Consider the following 20,352-nt stretch of genomic DNA (forward strand, 5'->3'; position numbering starts at 1 on the left):
CAGGCCCCGTATGTCTGGTGTCAGATGCACCCTGACCAAACCAACCCCAAGGAGTCCAGCCCATGCCCGTGGTGAACCGCATCAATGCCTTTGCGGAGGATATGACAGCATGGCGGCGCCATTTGCACGGGATTCCCGAACTGGCGTTCGACTGCCATGAGACGGCAGCTTTCGTGGCCGAGCGGCTGCGCGAATTTGGTGTGGATGAGCTGCACGAGGGCATCGCGACAACCGGCATCGTGGCGATCATCGAGGGGCAGGGCGAAGGCCCGACCATCGGCCTGCGCGCCGATATGGATGCGCTGCCGATCCAAGAGGCAACGGGCAAGGAATATGCCAGCAGGCGAGAGGGCAAGATGCACGCCTGCGGCCATGACGGGCACACCACCATGCTTCTCGGGGCGGCGCGATATCTGGCCGAGACACGCAATTTCGCAGGCCGGGTGGCGCTGATCTTTCAACCCGCCGAAGAGGCGGGCGGCGGCGCGGGCGTGATGGTCGAAGAGGGCATCATGGAGCGGTTCGAGATCGCGCAGGTTTACGGCATCCACAACGCGCCCGGCTTTGACGAAGGCGCATTCTACACGACGCCGGGGCCGATCATGGCGGCGGTGGATGAATTCCACATTCATATCAAGGGCAAGGGCGGTCATGGCGCGATGCCCCATGAGAGCCGCGACCCCGTTGTGGCGGCCTGCGGCATCGCCACTGCGATCCAGACCATCGTCAGCCGCAACCATGTCGCGGCGCAGGATTTGGTCGTCTCAGTCACGCAGATTCACACCGGCACCGCCGATAACATCATCCCTGAGACGGCCTATATCAACGGCACCGTGCGCACCTTTGACCGTGAGGTGCAAGCCATGGTCATGCGCCGGATGCAGCAGATCGTGGACGGGCAGGCGGCGAGCTATGACGTCACCGCCGAGTTGGACTATGAGGTCGGCTATCCCGCCACGGTCAATGACCCGGCCAAGGCCGAGGCCGCCATCGCGGTAGCGACCGAGGTAGTGGGCGCGGCCCAAGTGCACGGCGATTATGGCCGCGAGATGGGTGCGGAGGATTTCAGCTTCATGCTTGAAAAACGCCCCGGCGCCTATCTCTTCCTCGGAGCCGGGGAAGGCGCGGGGCTGCACCATCCGGAATACGACTTCAACGACGAGATCGCGCCGCTTGGCGCATCCTTTTTCGCCCGTATCGTTGAGCGGGCACAGCCAGCAGGAGGCAAGTAATGGCATTGGAAGACGCGGCCAAGCAGATGGATATGGCCTTTACCCGCGAGGATCTCAAAGGGCCGAGCTATGAGTTGACCTTTGGCGGGGCGACCTCCTTCCTGCGACGGAAATACACCAAGGATCTGACCGGCGTCGACATCGCGGTGACCGGCGTGCCCTTCGACCAAGCGGTGACCAACCGCCCCGGCACGCGCCTTGGCCCCCGCGCCATCCGCGAAGCCAGCGCGCTGCAGGCCCCCGACGCGCCCTATGGCTGGGATTTCGACGTGCTCAGCGAATTCGCCATCGCGGATTACGGCGATCTGGCCTTCGACTATGGTCATGTCAGCCAGTTTCCCGCCGCCCTGACGGCCCATATCAAGACCATTCTGGATGCCGGTGCGGCTTCTGTCGTGCTGGGCGGGGATCACTATATCTCATTCCCGATCCTCAAGGCCTATGCGGAAAAATACGGGCCCATCAGTCTGTTACAGTTCGATGCGCATACGGATACTTGGCAAGACGACGACATGGACCGGATCGACCACGGGACGATGTTTTACAAGGCCGTGAAGTCCGGCATCGTCGATCCCGCGACCAGCGTGCAGGTCGGCATTCGCACCACCAATGAGGACACGATGGGCGTCAATATCATCGACGCGCGTGAGGTGCATGAGAAAGGGCCGCAGGCCACCGTTGTCAAGATCAAGGAGATCCTCGGCGATCGCCCCTGTTATCTGACCTTTGACATCGACGCGCTGGACCCGGCCTTTGCCCCCGGGACCGGCACGCCGGTGTGGGGCGGGCTGACCTCGGCGCAGGCGTCGATCATGCTGCGCGATCTTGCGGGGATCAACATCATGGGGGGTGACGTTGTCGAAGTCTCGCCCCCCTTCGACACCACAGGCGCCACGGCGGTTGCAGGTGCCCATGTCGCGACCGAGATCCTGTCGCTGCTGGGTCACCGCATGAGAACCGCGTGAGCGAGAGCCACGACATCACGCGCCAGTCCGCTGAAAGGCGGGCCGGCTTGCTTACTGCGACCTCCGTCGCCCCTGACCGCCGAGCTTTGAAAGGTGCTTAAAATGCTGTTCTGGATCATCGTGATCGCCCTCGTCGCCTTGGTGGCCTATGTCCGCCTTGCGCCCATCGACACCGCGCGTTGGCACGTGCAGGCCGACGGGCAGAAGATGGGCAAGACCCAAGGCACCAACAGCTATATCTGGCGCGTGCCCGTCGAGGGCGACGGGGCCGAGACCTTGGCCCAGCTTGACCGGGTGATCCTGCAAACCCCGCGCACCGAAGTCGCCGCCGGATCGCTCGCCGAGGGGCAGGTCACCTATGTCACCCGCACCAAATTGATGGGCTATCCCGATTTCACCACCATCGGCATCTACGGTGACAACCCGCGCTATGTCGAAGTCTATGGCCGCTCGCGCTTTGGCCGATCAGATCTGGGGGTCAACGCCAAGCGGGTCAACGGATGGCTTGATCAGATCGAGGCGCGATGACAGGCAGCCTTGCTGCACCTCGCGCCACATCGGCACGTTGAGCGACATCTGGCATTGCGCCATGAACATGCGCCCATCCACTTGTAGACAAATGGTCTCACCCAGTTCCACCCGGGCGCCGCTGCTGTTGGTGCAATAGCAATCAATCGTCTTGCCGCCCGGTGCTTTGACATCCGCAAGGGCAGGGTGCAGGGCCGTCAGGCCCATAAGGCAGATGAGCGGCATAAGACGTGTCATAGCCCATGATAGCACAAGCCGCCTCTTGACCAAAGCATTTGCATAAGCGACAGGAACCCCATGATCCCGATGCACCGCCTCGCGCAAATCTCGCAACGCTTCCAGTTTCTGGAGGCCAGCATGTCTGCGGGTTCCGATGGGGCCGATTTTGCAGCCCTCGCGAAAGAATACAGCGATCTCAAGCCCGTGGTCGATCAGATCGACCTTTACCAGCAGCTTCAGCGCGACCTCGAAGACGCCGAAGAGATGCTGAAAGACCCCGAGATGGCTGAGCTTGCGCGGGATGAACTGCCCCGTCTGCGCGCCCGCCTGCCGGAGGTCGAGCAGGGGTTGCAACTGGCACTTCTGCCGCGCGACGCGGCAGACGCGAAACCCGCCATGCTGGAGATCCGCCCCGGCACGGGCGGCGATGAGGCGGCACTTTTTGCCGGTGATCTGCTGCGCATGTACCAACGCTATGCTGAGGCACAGGGCTGGGGGTTTGACCTGATCGAAAGCCAGATGACCGAACTCGGCGGCGTGAAAGAGGTCGTGGCCCATATCACCGGTCAGAACGTCTTTGCCCGGCTTAAGTTCGAAAGCGGCGTGCACCGCGTGCAGCGCGTGCCCACCACCGAAAGCGGCGGGCGCATCCATACTTCGGCGGCGACCGTGGCGGTGCTGCCCGAAGCCGAAGACGTGGATATCGAGATCAACGCAAATGACCTGCGGATCGACACGATGCGCTCCTCGGGTGCGGGGGGGCAGCACGTCAACACCACCGATTCCGCCGTGCGGATCACCCATATCCCGACCGGGATCGTCGTCACCTCGTCAGAGAAGTCCCAGCACCGCAACCGCGACAAGGCGATGCAGGTGCTCAAAGCGCGGCTCTATGATATGGAGCGCAGCCGGATGGACAGCGAGCGCTCTGCCGACCGGGCGGCGCAGGTGGGATCCGGTGACCGGTCCGAGCGGATCCGGACCTATAATTTCCCCCAAGGGCGTATGACCGACCATCGGATCAACCTGACGCTTTACCGGCTCGAAGCGGTGATGCAGGGCGATCTGGATGAGATCGTCGATGCGCTGACTGCCGACGCCCAAGCCCGGCAATTGGCGGAGATGGAGGGGTGAGCCCTCAAACCGCCGCCCAAGCCATGGCCGCCGCCGCCGGACGGCTGCGTGCCGCCGGTGTGCCCGATCCGGCGCGGGATGCGCGGCTGTTGCTCGCCCATGCCGCCTCTGTCGATGCCGCCCGCGTGACCCTCATCGCGCCCGAGGAAATCGCCCCCGAGGTCGCCGAACGCTTTGACCAGCTCATCGCCCTGCGCGCCGTGCGCGTGCCTGTCTCGCAACTCATTGGCCGGCGGGCCTTTTATGGCCGCGATTTCGCGATCAGCCGCGATGTGCTTGACCCGCGGCCCGAGACGGAGACCCTGATTGACCTCGCGCTCGGCGAGGATTTCACCCGCATTATGGACCTCGGCACCGGCTCGGGCTGTATCCTCGTCACCCTGCTGGCCGAACGGGCGGCGGCGACGGGGTTGGGGGTGGACCTCTCGGAAGCTGCCTGTCTTCAAGCCAGCGCCAATGCGGTGCAGCACGGGGTGGCCGACCGCGCCGATATCCGGCAGTCCGACTGGTTCAGCGCCGTTGAGGGGCGATTTGATCTGATCCTGTCGAACCCGCCTTATTTGGCCGCCGAGGAAATGGCCGATGTCTCCCCAGAATTGCGCCAGCATGAGCCGGAAATGGCGCTGACCGACGGCCAAGACGGGCTGAGCATCTACCGCATCATCGCCGCCGAGGCGCAGGGCTACCTCACGGCTCAAGGCCGCGTCATGGTCGAAATCGGCTGGCAACAGGGCGAAGCGGTGCAGGAAATCTTTACCGCGGCGGGCTGGGGCCGGGTCACGCTGGCGCATGATCTCGATGGGCGGCCAAGGGTCGTTTCAGCCGATAAACCGGCGTGAAATCGCGAAAAAACCGCCATTTGGCGGGCTAAGTGGCAGTTTCTTCTTGCCCAAGCCTTTCTGGCATGGTTAGTCAGGGGTGTTGCAGCGGTGGATGCCACAGGCGGTCCCGCGCGGCACTATGCCCAACATATCGCTTAGGCCGGGTTCAAGACGTGCTTTGCACCCCCGGTGAACGACACACAGCACACAAGGCTGACATCATTCCATGAATTCTCCCAGATCACGCTCCCGGTCGAAGAATAACCGCAAACGCTCGTCGCAAGGTGGCGGCGGCAATGTCGTCAACCGTGTTTTCGACAGCTCCGGCCCCGAGGGCAAGGTGCGCGGCACGCCGCAGCAGGTTATCGAGAAATACAACCAACTGGCCCGCGATGCCCAGTTGAGCAATGACCGTGTGGCCGCCGAGAACTTTCAACAGCACGCCGAACACTACCTGCGCCTGCTGAGCGAGGCACAGCGCGAAGTGGACCAGCGCCGCGAGGAGCAAGAGCGCCAGAACCGTGAGCGTCAGGCCGAGCGGGATCGCGAGCGGGCCGAGCGTCAGGAGCGCGAGGCACAGCAGGGCGGCCAGTCGCAGGGCGAGCAGCCGAAAGCCGACAAACAGCCCGAGCAGCAAGAGCCCGCGCAGCAGCAGGCCGAGGCCGAGACGAACAGCGAAGAAAGCACGCTGGTCGACACGCCCGAGAGCAAGCCAAAGCCAAAACGCGCCCCGCGCCGCAAGCCCAAGCCGAAAGCGGCAGAGGCGCAGCCGCAGGACAATGGCAGCGACGGCAACAACGACACCGCCAAAGCCGCAGAATAAGAAAAGCCCCGCAATTTGCGGGGCTTTTTCGTGGGTGGTGATGGTTAGCTGGCCGGGGCAGATTTACCCTTCCATCCCCGCCTGCACATATCTGATCCGCCCGTTACGCCGCAGCACCTCTTCGCGGGGCGCCCAGTCATACCGCGGGTCGCTGGTGACCGGCGACCAAAACAGTTCCCCCCCGCGCCGCCAAGGGTCAAGGACAAGCCCCGCCTGCATCGGTGCCCCGGCGGCCGAGATGATGGCGGTGGAATGGTCCAGCAGGATCCGCGAGTCGCCATTGGCGATGGCGCGGTGAAGGTCGAGCGTGGCGAACCCCTCGGCCTTCAGCCGTTTCTCCAAATCCTCAGCCCAATGCCAACACAGGCCGCGCGGCTTGCTGCCATTGTTGACCTTCACGTTATGGATCAGCGGTGGGTCGGTGATTTGATAGGCGATCGCCAGTTCATGGGTATGCCGGTAAGCGATCCGCGCGGCACGGGCGGCCTCTTCGGGATTTACCTGCGGGGAGAGGTTTTCGATAGCGCGGGCGAGTTCCGCGATCTCGGCCTCGGTGCCCAGAGGTGGTGGGCCGTTGCGCGGCAGGGCGCAGGCGGAAAGCCCCAGCAACAGGGCAAAGACGAGCAATAGTCGGTAGAACATGGTTACCCCTTGGCAATCTCGCGGGCGAGGGCGCAGAACCCCTCAAGCGGCACCTGTTCGGCGCGGTCGGTGGGTTTCAGCCCCGCGGCGGTCAGACGGTCCTCAATATCCGGCGCGGCGCCTTTCAGCGCCGAGCGCAGCATCTTGCGCCGCTGATTGAAGGCCATCGCGACCACATGGCTCAGCACCTTCGGATCAGCAGGGAAGCGCGGCTCGGGCAGCGCGGTCAGATGCACCACGCTCGATGAGACCTTGGGCGGCGGGGTGAAGGCGCCCGGCGGCAACTGCATCACGATCCGCGCATCGCTGCGCCACTGCGCCAGCACGGCCAGCCGCCCATAGGCTTTCGACCCCGGCTGCGCCACGATCCGCTCCGCCACCTCGCGCTGGAACATCAACGTGAGGCTTTGCCAGAAGGGTGGCCACTCGGGCGGGGTGAGCCAACGGACCAGCAGTTCGGTCCCGACGTTATAGGGCAGGTTGGCGGCCACACGGATGGGCGGGGTCAGATGGCTCAGCGGGTCGATCTCAAGCGCGTCGCCTTCGATCACCGTCAGGCGTCCGGGGTAATGTTCCGCCACCTCGGCCAGCGCGGGCAGGCAGCGGCGGTCCTTTTCGATCGCCAGAACATGACGCGCGCCTTCGGCCAGCAGACCACGGGTCAGGCCACCGGGGCCGGGGCCGATCTCCAACACGTCGCAATCGGCCATATCCCCCGCTTGCCGCGCGATCTTGGCCGTGAGGTTCAGATCCAGCAGGAAGTTCTGGCCGAGCGACTTCCGCGCGGCCAATTCGTGGGTGTTGATCACCTCGCGCAGCGGCGGGAGATTGTCGATTGCACTCATGTCTTTTGGCCCATCTGCCATGCCAATTTGATCGCTTCGATCATGCTGGTCGGGTTGGCGCGCCCTTGGCCCGCGATGTCAAAGGCCGTGCCGTGATCGGGCGAGGTGCGCACGAAGGGCAGCCCCAGCGTCACATTCACGCCCCGGTCGAAATCCAAGGTCTTGATCGGGATCAGCGCTTGGTCGTGATACATCGCCACTGCCGCGTCATAGCCTTCGCGGGCGCGGGCATGGAACATCGTATCGGCAGGCAGCGGCCCGGTCAGCGCAAAGCCTTCGCCTTGCATCTTAAGGATCAGAGGTGCGATCCAGTCATTCTCTTGCCGGCCCATGCTGCCGCCTTCGCCCGCGTGCGGGTTCAGCCCGGCGACGGCAATGCGGGGACGGGCGATGCCAAAGCGGTTTTCCAATTCCTGCGCGGTGATCTCAATCGTGCGGCGCAGGCCCGAAGGGGTCAGCGCCTGCGGCACCTGATCGAGCGCGATATGGATCGTGGCAGGCACGACGCGCAATTGATCAGAGGCGAGCATCATCACCACGTCGTCGACGCCTGCCAGCGCTGCGAGGTATTCGGTATGGCCCGGATAGGCGAACCCGGCCCCGTCTTGCAGCGCCTTCTTGTGGATCGGCGCGGTGCAGATGCCGGAGACCACGCCCGTCTGCACCAGATCGACCGCCCGGGCGATCACATCGATCACCCCCTGCGCATGGCCGGGCTGCGGCACGCCGGGCAGGGCAGCGCTGTCGAAGGGATGGGGGAGCACGGGCAGCGCATCGGCACTGGGCGCGCTCACCTCATCCGGGCTGTCGATCACGCGGTGCGGCACATCCTTGGGCAGATGACGCGGGTCGCCGATCCAGACCATTGGGATGTCCTTCGAGAGCGCCGCCCAAGCGCGGGCGGCGATCTCGGGGCCGATCCCGGCGGGTTCACCGCAGGTGATGGCCACCGGCCGGGACGGGCGGCTCATTGGCGGGTGATACGGGCTTCGGCGCGGGCCTGTTCCAGCAGCTGAGTGGCATAGCCCTCAAGTTTGCGCTGCCGGATCGAACTGACCACCGCCTCGCGGTTCACATCGGCATTGGCCGCCGTGGTGCGGTTGCAGAGCATCAGGAAGACCAAAGTCTCCCCATTGGCACGGGTCAGCGCGGTGGAGACTTCGCCGGGGTCGAGTTTCGCCAGTTCAATGGCCACGTCCTGCGGTATCTCCGGCGGGGCCTTGGTGCCACGGTCCAGCACATTGGCGGGCTGGCCCTTGGCCACGCCATAGAGATCGTCACATTGATCCACCTGACCGCGCAGCTGTGCCGCGCGCGACAGGGCAGCCTCGGACCGGCCACCGGGGATGTAATAAGCGGCATAATCGATTTCGGAATACTCGACGCTCGGCTTGCCGGTCTCTTCGATGCCGCGCAGTTGGAAAAGGGCCACGGCATTGGGGATCGGCAGCGGCGCTGTCACCTCACCCGGGGCGAGGGCCAAGAGGATGGGCCGCAGGCTGGCGGGCAGTTTTTCAAGCGGTGTCCAAGGCATCCGGCCCCCGCGCCCGCGCGAGGCGGTGGCGGAATGCTTTCTGGCATAGGACGAGAATTCGGCTTCCGAGCGGCTTTCCGAAATGCGTTCGGCCAGCGCGTTCACCTGATCGGCATTCTGCGGCGGGGCGGGAATGATGATCTCAGACAACAGCACGCGCAGACCGTTATTGCCCCGGCTGCTGCCAAGCGCGCGGTCGACCTCTTCGTCGGTGATGTTAACGCGGCCATTATAGCGCGCGCGAATAAGGTCACGCCAAGCGGCGCTGATCACAATAAAGTCGCGAAAGGTTTCTTCGGAAATCTGGGCTTGGCCCAGCACTTTCAGGAATTCTTCGGTCGTCAGATCCGCGCGGCTGGCAAATTCCGCCATGCCCGATTGAATGCCCTCGGGCGTAACTTCGAGCCCGGCTTGATCAAGGATCTGCCCGCGCAGGCGGTCGTCGATCAGACTGTCGAGCACGCTGTCGGTATCGGCCCCGGGGGCGCCGATCAGCTGCATGAAACGCTGGCGCTGCTGCACTTCGTAGCCGGTGATCACCTCGTCATTGACACGGGCCACGGGCGCAAAGAGGTTCTGCGCCGCTGCGGATTGGCCGATGACCAGAGCAAGGGCGAGTGCCGCAGTCCCACGGATCCCGGCGCGGACGGTCTGTTTCGTTACTTCCCACATGAGCGTACGTATCTTTCTGTTCCGGTGTTTGCGGCAAAGCCCCTGAGGCCGATGTTAAAACCGATATCCGTTGAGGGCTCAACACTTGTTGAGGATGAATAGCTGCGGTTCACCGAAAGGTCGACCTGCACGCATTCATTGTTGTAGCTCAGGCCAAGACCCGCCGTCGCTGCGCGTTCGTCAGCAAGGTCGAACCGCCATTCGGCGGACGCCTGCCACTGGCTGTTGATCGAATAGCTGCCGTCGAAGGTGATCTCAGACACGTCTTCGTTGCGGTCCTCGGCGGCGTCTTCATGCAGCCAGACATAGCTGCCCGAAATCTGCCCGCGTTTGAAATCCCAGACCCCGCGCAACTCGGCCTTGGCGACCTCGAAGTCATCATCGACCAGCCCGCGCCCGATGAGCGCAAGACCATTGTCGCTGCGCAATTGCCCGGCCAGCAGGAAATCGGAATGGGTGCCCTGCAGGCCTGAGCTAAAGCTAAAGGCATCATCCGCATCGGCGCGGATCACCTGACCGAAAGACAGGCTGGCATCCATGCCGTTGGGATCAATCCGCGCCCAATTCACCCCGATGGCCGCCACAGCACCCCGTTCGCGCCGGTCGGGCCGGGGGAAACGGCTGAGCGCCAAAAGGTTGCCCTCGTCATATTCCACCAGCGTGCTTTCCTCATTCGGAATGTCGAGCCGATCACCGCCAGTCCAGCCCAATTGCACCAGCGGTTCAAGCTGTTGCACCACGCCCGCCGCCTCGCGGCGCTGCATGGGGTAGCGCATGGTGACGGCGGCATGGGGCACAAGGTCGGAGTAGCGCCCGTCATAGACCGCATCTTGCGCGATGTTGAACAGACCAAAGCTCGCCCCCGCCTCGACGTCGGTCACCAGTCCATTGCCGAAGGTGAAGCGCCGCAGCCAAGCGGCCTCCCCGTTGAGCCGCGACACGTCGCGCCCGTCGGCCTCGCCATCTCCGTTGCCATCGGTGCTGAGGTCCGACGACCGGCGGTGGCTATGGGCCTCAAGCGTCAGGCGGAACTCGCCGCCCACGGAAGTCGGGAAATAACGCCGCTCGAATTCGCCATCCAAGACCAGATTGGGCAGCAGATCATTGTCTTCACCATCGCGGAGCGATTGGTAGTTCAGCAGGGTTGCCCGCATATATTCATCGCGCCGTGCGCGGCTGACGGTCAATTCGCTGGTCAGACGGTCCTTGCCCGAATAGCCATAGTCGCTGAGATAGGAACTGTCGCTCGTGGTTTCGATATCGAAATACAGTTTGTAGTCGCGCCGCAGATCGAAACTGCCGGTGCCAAAGAGGTAGCCACGGGTTTTGCCGGGGTCCAACTCATCATCGGTGATCGCCCCTTCGAACTCGATCCGACCCGAAACGAAAGCCTGACGGTAGCGGAACTCAAGCGTGCGGGTTTCGGCGGATAGATAGGGCGTCAGCGTCAGATCGCGGTGATCGCCGATCTTGATGAAATAGGGCAGTTTCAGCCCCACGCCCAGTTGCGAAGTCGAGCGGACCGTGGGCGCCAGAAAGCCTGTCGCGCGGTCCAACGTGGGGTCGGGCAGCCGCAGGCGGGGCAGATAGGCAATGGGCACGTTCTTGATCCGGAACTGCGCCTCGTCAAAGTAAAGCTGCTGCGCCAATTGATCATGCACCACCCGTTTCGCGCGGATTTGCCAAAGCGGCGTTTCGCCATCTTCGCAGACTTTGCAAGAGGTTACGGCGGCTTTGTAAAGTTGGCTATAGCGCCCTTCGACCCGGTTGATCTGCACGGCGGCAAGCTGCAACTGCTCCTCAAGGATCATCCGCGCGCCGCGCAAAAGGCCGGACTGCAAGCCCGCATCAAGTGAGGCCGCATCGGCGAGGATCGTGGTATTCTCACCCTCAGACAGCACAATCGGCCCTTCGATACTAAGCGCGCCGGTGGCCTGATCATAGCGGATCGCCGTGGCGCGCAGCCGCGTCTCCCCCTGGAAGGCTTCGACATTTCCCTGCGCGACCAATACCTTATCGCGCGTAATGAAGACCTGATCGGCCACCAGAACGGCGGGGCGGTCGCTCGCAGGCGCGGTCTGGGCGGCAAGGCTCAGAGGCGCGAATGAAAGGGCAAGTCCAACAAGAGCCGCGCGCATGTCAGCCGTCCTCCGCATGCAGTAGCAGGCCTAGCGCCAGAAAGATCGCCGCCACGGGCGGCGCCCAAGCGGCAAGGATCACGGGGATCTGGCCATTCTCGCCAAGGATCTGTGCGAAACTGCGAATGAAATACAAACCGAACCCCAGCAAAATCGAGGCCAGCACAGCGACGCCGGTCCCCCCAAAGCGGGTATGGCGCATGGTGAATGCGCTCGCAACCAGAACCATGGCCACTAGAAAGAAGGGCCGCGCAAGCTCGGCCTGAAGCCAGACCTCATGCTGGCGGGTGCTGAAACCGGCCTGTTCCAATTGGCGAATGAACTCGGGCAACTCATAGATCGACACGGCGGCCACCCGGCCAATGCTCTCACGAATACGCTCGACCGTGAGGGAGGAGGGGATTGTCAGACTGTCATGCACCTCCGCCGCGCCTTCGGCGTTCACCCCGGCCGCCAGCGGCCAAATCTTTGCCCCGGTCAGCTCCCAATCGCCGCTGCTAAGTTGTGCGCTTTCGGCTTCAATGCGCCGGATCGGACCCTTCTCGGCATCATAGCTGATGATCGTGACGTTATAGAGGACGGAGGCGTCGGCGTTGGTGCGCCATGCGCGAATAACCGATTGGCCTTCCTCCGTGCCTTGCCGCAGCCACAGCCCCTCGTCACTGACCGAGAGCGCCGCGCGGCCATTGGACCGGTATTCTTGGGTCAATTGCTCGGCCCGCTCACTTGTCGCCGCGACGATGGGGTTGAGCATGGCCACGGCCAGCGTGCCGATAATCAACGCCACCACCACCGGGGCCACCAGCGCACGCAGGGCCGAGCGACCCGCGGCCCGGGTCACCACCAGTTCGGAAGACCGCGCAAGGCCGATGAAAAGCGCCACCGTGGCGAGGATCATGATCAGCGGCAGGATCATGTTGATAGTCTGAGGCATATGCAGCATCGTCATGCCCAGCACCTGATCCCAGCCCACATCGTCATCGGCGAAACGCCGGGCTTGATCCACACCATCGACCAGCATCACCAGCGCGGCCAGCACCCCGGTGATGACGAGAAAACTCATGAAAAAGCGGCGGGCGAAATAGAAATGCAGGATCATGTGGCGGCCCTCTTGCCACGCAGACGCCGCCTTATCCAGCGCGGATGTGCGGCTTGCCAAAGCATCGCCAGCGTCAACACGGCCCCGATGAGCGAGGGCAGATAGGCCAACGGCCAGAGCGCTGCCGCCTCGCGTATCTGCACCACCATCGTGCCCCGCAGCCCGTCGATGGCGATGAGCAGTCCAAAAGCGATCACCGCCTCGCGCCAGACGCCAAAGCGGGAGAAACCGCCGAGGATCAAAGTCGCAAAGCCGATCATCGCGGCGACGAGGCAGAACAGCGGCTGCGCGAAGCGGCCATGCAGCTCTTCGGCCACCACGCCCGGCGAGGTGTCGGTCGCCGCTGCGACCCCGTCCCAATCCCAAAGCAGATCAGGCGTGACCATGGCACTCACCGACAGGTCGATCGCGTCTCCGCTGCTGACCAGCGGGGAAATATCGAACGAAAAGTCGCGGAATTTGGCCGTCGCCAAACGGTTGCTCTCGGTGTCCAGCCGTTGGGCCATGCCGTTGAGCATGATCAGCGTCGTGTCGTCGCCGTTGCGGGCGAGGTAGGCTTCGGCAGCGGTGTAGATCACACCTTCGTCGGCCTTGCGCCGATCCGACAGAAAAACATCGCGCAGCACCCCGTCACTGTCGATGGCGCGGGTATAAAAGGTGACATCGTCGGAGGGATGCAGAAAAGTCCCCTCCGTCAGCAGCCTTGCGGTGAGGTTGCGCGAGATTTCGGCCTCGCGCTGCTTCAACTGCCCCTGCGCCATGGGGACCAGAAAATGGCTCAGCACCGTCATCATCGCCGCCACGCAAAGCCCGAAAACGAAGACAGGCCGCGCCAGCCGCCACGGGCCGGAGCCTGCGGCCTGAAGCACCGTCAACTCGGATTCGCCCGACATGCGGTTGGTCACATAGACCGAGGCGGCAAAGGTCGCGATGGGCAGGACGGTGACGATGAGTTTCGGCAGACCGAGGGCCGTAAATTCCAAAAACACCAAGGCGGACTGGCCATCGCCGATCAAACGGTCGAACAGGACAACCGCGCGGTTGATCCAGAAAAGCGCCACCAGCACCAAAGCGAAAAAGCCGAACATAACCAGAAGTTGCGACAGCATGTAGCGGTCAATTCTTGCCACTCTGATCCCCCGAGATGCTCTGACGGCCTTTGCGCGGATCTTAAAGCAATTCGCGGGGCGGGAAAACTGCTATCTGGCAATGCGCCGCGCGGCGCGCTAGGTCTGGGGCAAAATCAACCATGAGGCATGCCATGACCGATCTGACCCCCATCACCTTCGCCGAGACCGACATCGACCGTATCGCGGGGCATTCCGGGCGGATCGCGGTGTTTCTGGAGCCTGAGGGCCGTTTGGATGCCGGGGCGCGCCGGGTGAACCGTCTGACCAAAGGCACTTTACAGCGGCTGGTAGAGAGTGAGCGTTTCGCGGCGCTGAAACCCGGCGACGTGCTCAGCATGGGCTATCCTGCGGGCATGGCGGCAGAGGCGGTCGACGTGGTTCATATGCCGCGCCGGGCCGAGGTGATGACCGCGCGCAAGGCTGGGGCGGCGCTGGCCAAGCGCCGGGGTGACAGCGATCTGCTGATGCTCGCCGCCGCGACACGCCGGGTGGCCGATATGGCTTTTGGTCTGGCAATGCGGGACTACGGGTTCGAAGATCACAAATCCGCGCCCAAGGCGCGTAAAGGCACGGTCGAGGTCATGTGTTCCAAACCCAATGACGCGCGTGAGGCTGCCGCACCGCTCATGGCCGTGGCCGAGGGGGCCTTCATGACCCGCGATCTGACCAATGCGCCCGCCAATATCCTGACCACCACCAATTTTGCCGAACGACTGGCCGAGCTGGAGAGCTTGGGCCTGAAGGTTGAAGTTCTGGATGAGGAAGAGCTTGCAACGCTTGGAATGCGCACGCTTTTGTCTGTGGGGCAAGGCTCGGACAGCCCATCGAAAGTGGTCGTGATGCGGTGGGAAGGCGGCGCGGATGACGCAGCCCCTCTGGCGCTGGTCGGCAAGGGCGTGGTCTTTGACACCGGCGGCATCAGCCTTAAACCCGGGGCTGGCATGGAAGACATGACCATGGACATGGGCGGCGCGGGCGTCGTCTCGGGCGTGATGCGTACACTGGCGCTGCGCAAGGCCAAGGCGAATGTCGTGGGGCTTGTGGGCATCGTTGAGAACATGCCCTCGGGCAATGCCACCCGCCCGGGCGATGTGATCACCACGATGAAGGGAGACACGGTGGAGGTGATCAACACCGACGCCGAGGGGCGTTTGGTGCTCTGCGATGTCATGTGGTACGCGCAAGATCGTTTCAAACCCGCGGCGATGATTGATTTGGCGACGCTGACCGGGGCGATCATCATCGGGCTGGGCCATGAGAACGCCGGGGTCTTTTCGAATGACGACGGGCTGTGCAACGATTTCCTAAAAGCCGCCGAGAGCGAAGGCGAGGGCGCGTGGCGGATGCCGCTGGGGCAGGGCTATGATGACCTGCTGAAAAGCCGCGTGGCCGACATGAAGAACATCGGCGGGCGTCCGGCGGGGTCGATCACCGCGGCGCAATTCCTTAAGCGGTTCGTCAAGGATGAGACACCTTGGATTCACCTCGATATTGCCGGTGTTGCCTCGCTGAAATCCGAAAGCACGCTGGCGCCTGCGGGCGCGACGGGCTGGGGCGTGGCGGCGCTGAACCGTCTCGTCGCCGATCGTTTCGAGAAAGGCTGAACGACTGATGGGGGCGGCTTACTTCTATCACCTGACCCAGCGACCTCTGGTCGAGACGCTGACGATGCTGCTGGAAAAGTCGCTCGCCAATGGCTGGCGCGTGGCCCTGCGCGGGACGGACCGGGCGGCGCTACAGGCGCTGGACCGGGCGCTTTGGACCTATGCGGATGACAGTTTTCTGCCCCATGGCATGGCGGGCGGCCCGCAGGACGCGGATCAGCCGGTGCTGCTGACGTTGGAGGATGGCGCCCCCAATCGGGCCGATTGTCTGATGACGGTGCATGGGGCCGATGTCACCGCTGCGGAAGTGGCAGCGCACCAACGGGTCTGCGTCTTGTTCGACGGCCATGATCCCGTGGCGCTGGATCAGGCGCGCGGGCTGTGGAAGCGGCTGAAATCCGACGGTGCCTCGGCCCAATATTGGTCCGAGGAAAGCGGCCGCTGGGAAAAGAAGGCCGAGACCTGAAGGGCGGCAGTGCAGGGGCAGGGGCCGAAAGCCCGCCGCCCCTGAACGCGGCTTAGGCCGCTTTGTCGAGCGCGGGTTTCGCGGCAGCGGTGGCTGAGCCAGCTTCGGCCTCTGCCGCTTTGGGTTCTACCTTGCTGACGTAGGACTTCGCGGCTTCGACGGCGCTGTTGTTCACTGGAGAGATCGTATCCAGCAAGGCGCGGGTGCGCTGGCTGTCGACGCTGCGCTGTGCTGCGGCGCGGGCAAAGGCCTCGTCCTCCGCAGTGCTGGCCTTCGGGGCCTCCTCGGTCGACTTTGCCTGCGCTACGGCTTGCACCGCTTCGGTCTTGGCAGGGGCTTGCACGGATTGAGGTTTCGACGCCTCTTGCGCCGCCGCGCTGTTTTGTGTGGTCTGCCCGTCGCCGGCGGGTTTCGCCTGCGCCTGCGCGTTGTTGTCCTTGGTCTTCTCGGCCTTCTCCGGCTTTTCAGCCTTCTCCGCCTTGGCGGGTTTGTTGCTTTGTTGGTAGGAAGATGACCCACCAAAAATGTTCGTCAGCATAGCAGCACTTTCTCCAGAATTGGGTACAGTTGTGCCTTGCAGATATCCGGCCAAAGGGGCGGAAACCTGTTCAATTCGCGGCGAATGCGGCGTTATTTCGCGGCGAGTTTGACGTTTTTCAGCGCATTTCCGGCAAGGTCTTGCCTCAATCACTCATCGGCCTAGGCGTAGCTCTCCGCCGCTGATCTCAATCCGACCCCAGCGTTGCAGGTAGCCCATGCCGAGCAGTGATTGCGACATGATCCCGTCATTCACTACCGCGGGAACGTCGTGATCGACCGCATGGCCTACCACCACCTCGTCGAGACGCACGAAAGCGGTGCGCGTTTCGCCATTGGCGGTGCCCGCGCGGCCAAGGTAATCCAGCCCCTCGGGGTCGATGCCGATGCGCGCCGCGTCGGATTTGGTCAGCACGATATCGGATGCGCCCGTATCGACGACAAAGCGCACCGGCGCGCCGTTGATCTGGGCCGTCAGGTAGTAATGCCCATCGCGCCCGCGGGGCAGGACGATGTCACCCTCTTCGCTGATGGTGAGATGTTGGCGGGCGCTGTCGCGGGTGATGTCTTGCCACAGGCCGACGCCCGCCGCGGCGCCGGTAAAGATCAGCCCCCAGACCGCCGCCTGTTGCAGGGTCTTGTTCATATTCGGGCGGCTGTGCATGAAAAACCAGCCCGCCACCATGGCCAGAAGAACGATGAGATAAATCAGATGTGCTGTGTCGATTTCGGCCATGAACGCGCCCCCTTAGATCTCATATAGGAAGGCCGCGCGGAAATGTCAGCCGGACGTGGGGCCGGGGCCAAAGCCAAAGGCCGCCAAGCCGTCGAGCACGAATTGAACCGAAAGCGCCGCCAGCAACATGCCAAGCAGACGGGTCACGATGTTAATGCCCGTCTTGCCCATCGCCCGCTCAAGCGCGCCGCTGACCTGCATGGTCAGCGCCATGACCACCAGTGTCAGCGCGGTGATCACGATAATGGTCAACAGACCTTCGCCCCCCGGTTTTTCCCCCGTCAGCAGGATGACCGAGGCGATGGACCCGGGCCCGGCGATGAGCGGGATGGCCATGGGGAAAACGGAAGGGTCGTCATGGTCATCCTCATCCGCGCGGTCTTCGCGCCGTTTGGTGCGGCGGTCGAAGAGCATGTCGAGCGCGGTGATGAACAACAAGATGCCGCCCGCGACGCGGAAAGCGGGCATGGAGATGCCGATGAAGCCCAGCACCGCTTCACCGAAAGCGGCGAAGATCAGCAGCACCAACCCGGCCACGCCCACCGCGCGCCATGCGATCTTGCGCCGCTCTGCGTTGCTCATCCCGCGGGTAAGCGCGAGGAAGACCGGCGCGATGGCGATGGGGTCGATCACCACGAACATCGTGACGAGGGCAGTGATCATATAGGCGGTGTCGAGGGTCATGGGTCTTCCTTGGCGCGGGGCTTCTTGTCAGAATGCACGAGGGCCGCCCCTTAGGCGACCCCTGCGATGTGATAAAGTGAACGCTTACGGGTCAGGCCGTGGCCTTCTCCAGCTTTTCCTGTGCGCCCATCCAAAGCGATTCCGCGCGGTCCAGCGCCTCCATCACCTCGGCGTATTTCTTGTTCCAGACCTCAAGCTCACCGGTTTTGGCGTCCTCATAAAGCGCGGGATCGGCGAGTTTCTTGGCGAGCTTGTCGCGCATCTCGTTGATCTTTTCCATCCGCGCTTCGGCCTTGCGGACCTCGCTGCGCAGGGCCAACACCTCATCGCGGCTGGCGCGTTTGGGCTTGGGCGCTTCTTTCGGCTTGGCGGGGTTCTTGCTGACCGGCTTTTCCGGCGTCAGCAGCATCTTGCGATAGGCTTCGAGGTCTTCCTCATAGGGTTTGACCGTGCCTTTCGACACCAGCCACAGCCGGTCGGCCACCAGCGACAGCAGGTGCATGTCGTGGCTGACGAGGATCACCGCGCCCGAGTAGCGCGTCAGCGCCTCCACCAGCGCCTCACGGCTTTCGATATCAAGGTGGTTGGTCGGCTCATCGAGGATCAGCAGATGCGGCGCGTGCAGCGTGGCCAGAAGCAGCGACAGCCGCGCCTTCTGCCCGCCCGAAAGCCGCCCAACCTCGGTCTCGGCCTGTTCCGGGCCAAGGCCGAAGCCCGCAAGCTGCGCGCGCAGTTTCGATTGCAGCACGCCGGGGCGCGCGGCGATCATGTGCTGCAGCGGGGTTTCCTCGACGATCAGCTCATCCACCTGATGCTGGGCGAAGAAACCCACGCGCAGCTTGGAGGAGTTGATCTGCCGCCCAGCCATCAGGGGCAGGCGGTCCGACAGAAGTTTCGCCAGCGTCGACTTGCCCTGACCGTTCTTGCCCAGAAGGGCGATCCGGTCGTCTTGGTCGATGCGCAGGTTCAGCCGCGTAAGCACCGGGTTGTCGTCGCTATAACCGACTGCGCCGTTCTCGATATTGATGATCGGGGGCGAAAGTTCCTCGGGCTCGGGGAATGTGAAGACCTTGCGCGCCACGTCCTCGGGCGCGGTGATCATGTCCATCTTCTCGATCATTTTCAGACGCGATTGCGCCTGCTTGGCCTTGCTGGCCTTGGCCTTGAAACGGTCGACAAAGGCCTGCATGTGATCGCGCCGGGCCTGTTGCTTCTTGGCCATCGCCGCCTGCAACGCGCGTTTCTCGGCGCGCTGGCGGGCGAATTGGTCGTAGGGGCCTTGGTAATAGGTCAGCTTGCGGTCTTCGAGATGCAGGATGCCGCCCACGGCGCGGTTCAGCAGGCCGCGGTCGTGGCTGATGATCAGCACCGTATGGGGATATTTCGCCAGATAGCTTTCCAGCCAGAGCGCGCCTTCAAGGTCGAGGTAGTTGGTCGGCTCGTCCAAAAGCAGCAGGTCGGGCTGGGCAAAGAGCACGGCGGCGAGCGCCACGCGCATCCGCCAGCCGCCGGAGAAGGCGGAGCAGGGCATCTGCTGCTCTTCGTCGTCGAAACCAAGCCCCTTGAGGATCGACGCTGCGCGGCCTTCGGCGGACCAAGCGTCGATATCGGCCAGACGGGTCTGGATGTCAGCGATGCGGGCGGGATCCTCGGCAGTCTCGCTCTCTTTCATCAACCGGGCGCGTTCAATGTCGGCTTCCAGCACCGTGTCGATGAGCGAGGTCTCGGACGAGGGCACCTCTTGCGCGACGCCGCCGATCTTAGCGCGAGAGGGCAAAGAGATATCGCCGCTGTCGAGTGACAGCTCACCACGGATGATTTTGAACAGCGTCGTCTTGCCCGCGCCGTTGCGCCCGACGATGCCGACCTTATGCCCCTCGGGGATCACGGCGGAGGCTTCCTCGAACAGGGGGCGGCCTTCGACGGAGTAGTTGATTTCTGAAATGCGTAACATGAAAGCCGTTTGGAGCAAGCGGGGCCGAAGGTCAATCACGGCTTTTCATGGGCCAGACCCCATGCTAGGGAGCGCGCAAATCAACACCCGCTATGGAGTACAGCCAATGGCCCTCGAACGCACCTTCTCGATCATCAAGCCCGACGCAACCCGCCGCAACCTGACTGGCGCCATCGTCAAGAAATTCGAAGACGCGGGCCTGCGCGTTGTCGCACAAAAGCGCATCCACCTGACCAAGGCGCAGGCGGGCGAGTTCTACAAAGTGCACGCCGAGCGTCCCTTCTACGACGAACTGTGCGAGTTCATGGCTTCCGCGCCGATCGTGGCTCAGGTTCTCGAAGGTGAAAACGCCATCGCGAAAAACCGCGAAGTCATGGGCGCGACCAACCCTGCCGATGCGGCAGAGGGCACCATCCGCGCAGAATTCGCTGAAAGCGTTGGCGAAAACTCCGTCCACGGTTCCGATGCACCGGAAACCGCAGCGGTTGAGATCGCTTACTTCTTCTCCGGCCTGGAACTGGTCGGCTAAGCCACCGTTCTTCGGAAAGACTGAAAGGGTCGCCTTCGGGCGGCCCTTTTTCTTTGGTGA

At 63.4% G+C, this 20,352-nt stretch carries 21 protein-coding genes; 9 read left to right on the forward strand and 12 right to left on the reverse strand.

The window, feature by feature from the left end:
- The first annotated feature begins 62 nt into the window (after nucleotides 1–62).
- From ACGYLA_RS01880 to ACGYLA_RS01890, 3 genes are all read left to right on the forward strand, one after another.
- Complete coding sequence (locus ACGYLA_RS01880) at nucleotides 63–1,232, forward strand: M20 aminoacylase family protein (RefSeq protein ID WP_394429851.1); 1,170 nt, start codon at nucleotides 63–65, stop codon at nucleotides 1,230–1,232.
- Nucleotides 1,232–2,197, forward strand: coding sequence for an agmatinase (gene speB, locus ACGYLA_RS01885; RefSeq protein WP_394429853.1), 966 nt, complete (start codon nucleotides 1,232–1,234; stop codon nucleotides 2,195–2,197). Before ACGYLA_RS01880 ends, speB begins: the two co-directional genes overlap by 1 nt.
- Nucleotides 2,198–2,299: 102 nt before the next feature.
- A complete protein-coding gene (locus ACGYLA_RS01890; protein WP_394429855.1) occupies nucleotides 2,300–2,725 on the forward strand; it encodes a DUF1499 domain-containing protein in 426 nt (141 codons plus the stop codon).
- On the opposite strand, the gene ACGYLA_RS01895 is transcribed toward ACGYLA_RS01890, so the two are convergent.
- Nucleotides 2,663–2,962, reverse strand: coding sequence for a hypothetical protein (locus ACGYLA_RS01895; RefSeq protein ID WP_271687199.1), 300 nt, complete (start codon nucleotides 2,960–2,962; stop codon nucleotides 2,663–2,665). The genes ACGYLA_RS01890 and ACGYLA_RS01895 overlap by 63 nt on opposite strands.
- Before the next feature lie 60 nt (nucleotides 2,963–3,022).
- On the opposite strand from ACGYLA_RS01895, the gene prfA reads away from it, so the two are divergent.
- The 3 genes from prfA (at nucleotide 3,023) to ACGYLA_RS01910 (ending at nucleotide 5,722) form a co-directional block, all read left to right on the forward strand.
- Nucleotides 3,023–4,078 (forward strand): peptide chain release factor 1, encoded by a 1,056-nt coding sequence (gene prfA, locus ACGYLA_RS01900; protein ID WP_394429857.1) that lies wholly within the window; start codon nucleotides 3,023–3,025, stop codon nucleotides 4,076–4,078.
- Nucleotides 4,075–4,917 carry a peptide chain release factor N(5)-glutamine methyltransferase gene (gene prmC / locus ACGYLA_RS01905; RefSeq protein ID WP_394429859.1) on the forward strand — a complete coding sequence of 281 codons (843 nt, stop codon included), beginning with the start codon at nucleotides 4,075–4,077 and terminating at the stop codon, nucleotides 4,915–4,917. Before prfA ends, prmC begins: the two co-directional genes overlap by 4 nt.
- Before the next feature lie 208 nt (nucleotides 4,918–5,125).
- Nucleotides 5,126–5,722, forward strand: a complete 597-nt coding sequence (locus ACGYLA_RS01910) for a DUF4167 domain-containing protein (protein WP_394429861.1) — start codon at nucleotides 5,126–5,128, stop codon at nucleotides 5,720–5,722.
- 63 nt (nucleotides 5,723–5,785) lie between these two features.
- Here ACGYLA_RS01910 and ACGYLA_RS01915 read toward each other — a convergent pair whose 3' ends face one another.
- Genes ACGYLA_RS01915 through lptF form a run of 7 tightly spaced genes read right to left on the reverse strand, consistent with a single transcriptional unit; the run spans nucleotide 5,786 to nucleotide 13,782 of the window.
- On the reverse strand, nucleotides 5,786–6,364 hold the full coding sequence (locus tag ACGYLA_RS01915; protein WP_394429863.1) for a hypothetical protein: 579 nt from the start codon (nucleotides 6,362–6,364) through the stop codon (nucleotides 5,786–5,788).
- A 2-nt stretch (nucleotides 6,365–6,366) separates the two neighbouring features.
- Entirely contained in the window at nucleotides 6,367–7,209 is an 843-nt protein-coding gene (rsmA, locus tag ACGYLA_RS01920; protein WP_209217732.1) for a 16S rRNA (adenine(1518)-N(6)/adenine(1519)-N(6))-dimethyltransferase RsmA, read from the reverse strand.
- The gene (gene pdxA, locus ACGYLA_RS01925; RefSeq protein WP_394429865.1) at nucleotides 7,206–8,180 is read right to left on the reverse strand and encodes a 4-hydroxythreonine-4-phosphate dehydrogenase PdxA; all 975 of its coding nucleotides are present in this window, start codon (nucleotides 8,178–8,180) and stop codon (nucleotides 7,206–7,208) included. Before pdxA ends, rsmA begins: the two co-directional genes overlap by 4 nt.
- Nucleotides 8,177–9,415 carry a peptidylprolyl isomerase gene (locus ACGYLA_RS01930; protein ID WP_394429867.1) on the reverse strand — a complete coding sequence of 413 codons (1,239 nt, stop codon included), beginning with the start codon at nucleotides 9,413–9,415 and terminating at the stop codon, nucleotides 8,177–8,179. Before ACGYLA_RS01930 ends, pdxA begins: the two co-directional genes overlap by 4 nt.
- Nucleotides 9,403–11,553, reverse strand: a complete 2,151-nt coding sequence (locus tag ACGYLA_RS01935) for an LPS-assembly protein LptD (RefSeq protein WP_394429869.1) — start codon at nucleotides 11,551–11,553, stop codon at nucleotides 9,403–9,405. Before ACGYLA_RS01935 ends, ACGYLA_RS01930 begins: the two co-directional genes overlap by 13 nt.
- Before the next feature lies 1 nt (nucleotide 11,554).
- Nucleotides 11,555–12,652, reverse strand: a complete 1,098-nt coding sequence (lptG, locus tag ACGYLA_RS01940; protein ID WP_394429871.1) for an LPS export ABC transporter permease LptG — start codon at nucleotides 12,650–12,652, stop codon at nucleotides 11,555–11,557.
- Nucleotides 12,649–13,782 carry an LPS export ABC transporter permease LptF gene (gene lptF / locus ACGYLA_RS01945; protein WP_067265972.1) on the reverse strand — a complete coding sequence of 378 codons (1,134 nt, stop codon included), beginning with the start codon at nucleotides 13,780–13,782 and terminating at the stop codon, nucleotides 12,649–12,651. Before lptF ends, lptG begins: the two co-directional genes overlap by 4 nt.
- Before the next feature lie 131 nt (nucleotides 13,783–13,913).
- Here lptF and ACGYLA_RS01950 point away from each other — a divergent pair, with 131 nt between their 5' ends.
- Both ACGYLA_RS01950 and ACGYLA_RS01955 read left to right on the forward strand, forming a co-directional pair.
- Complete coding sequence (locus tag ACGYLA_RS01950; protein ID WP_394429873.1) at nucleotides 13,914–15,386, forward strand: leucyl aminopeptidase; 1,473 nt, start codon at nucleotides 13,914–13,916, stop codon at nucleotides 15,384–15,386.
- Nucleotides 15,387–15,393: 7 nt separating this feature from the next.
- Entirely contained in the window at nucleotides 15,394–15,852 is a 459-nt protein-coding gene (locus ACGYLA_RS01955; RefSeq protein ID WP_394429875.1) for a DNA polymerase III subunit chi, read from the forward strand.
- 52 nt (nucleotides 15,853–15,904) lie between these two features.
- On the opposite strand, the gene ACGYLA_RS01960 is transcribed toward ACGYLA_RS01955, so the two are convergent.
- From ACGYLA_RS01960 to ACGYLA_RS01975, 4 genes are all read right to left on the reverse strand, one after another.
- On the reverse strand, nucleotides 15,905–16,390 hold the full coding sequence (locus ACGYLA_RS01960) for a hypothetical protein (RefSeq protein WP_394429877.1): 486 nt from the start codon (nucleotides 16,388–16,390) through the stop codon (nucleotides 15,905–15,907).
- 153 nt (nucleotides 16,391–16,543) lie between these two features.
- On the reverse strand, nucleotides 16,544–17,125 hold the full coding sequence (locus ACGYLA_RS01965) for a TIGR02281 family clan AA aspartic protease (RefSeq protein WP_394429879.1): 582 nt from the start codon (nucleotides 17,123–17,125) through the stop codon (nucleotides 16,544–16,546).
- 45 nt (nucleotides 17,126–17,170) lie between these two features.
- The gene (locus ACGYLA_RS01970; RefSeq protein WP_067266625.1) at nucleotides 17,171–17,809 is read right to left on the reverse strand and encodes a MarC family protein; all 639 of its coding nucleotides are present in this window, start codon (nucleotides 17,807–17,809) and stop codon (nucleotides 17,171–17,173) included.
- 91 nt (nucleotides 17,810–17,900) lie between these two features.
- Entirely contained in the window at nucleotides 17,901–19,763 is a 1,863-nt protein-coding gene (locus ACGYLA_RS01975; RefSeq protein WP_394429881.1) for an ABC-F family ATP-binding cassette domain-containing protein, read from the reverse strand.
- Between the two features lie 106 nt (nucleotides 19,764–19,869).
- Between ACGYLA_RS01975 and ndk the strand changes: the two genes are divergently transcribed.
- Entirely contained in the window at nucleotides 19,870–20,292 is a 423-nt protein-coding gene (gene ndk, locus ACGYLA_RS01980; protein ID WP_067266630.1) for a nucleoside-diphosphate kinase, read from the forward strand.
- The last annotated feature ends 60 nt before the right edge of the window (nucleotides 20,293–20,352 follow it).

Source organism: Sulfitobacter sp. 1A13679 (assembly GCF_043557115.1).
GTDB lineage: Bacteria > Pseudomonadota > Alphaproteobacteria > Rhodobacterales > Rhodobacteraceae > Sulfitobacter > Sulfitobacter faviae.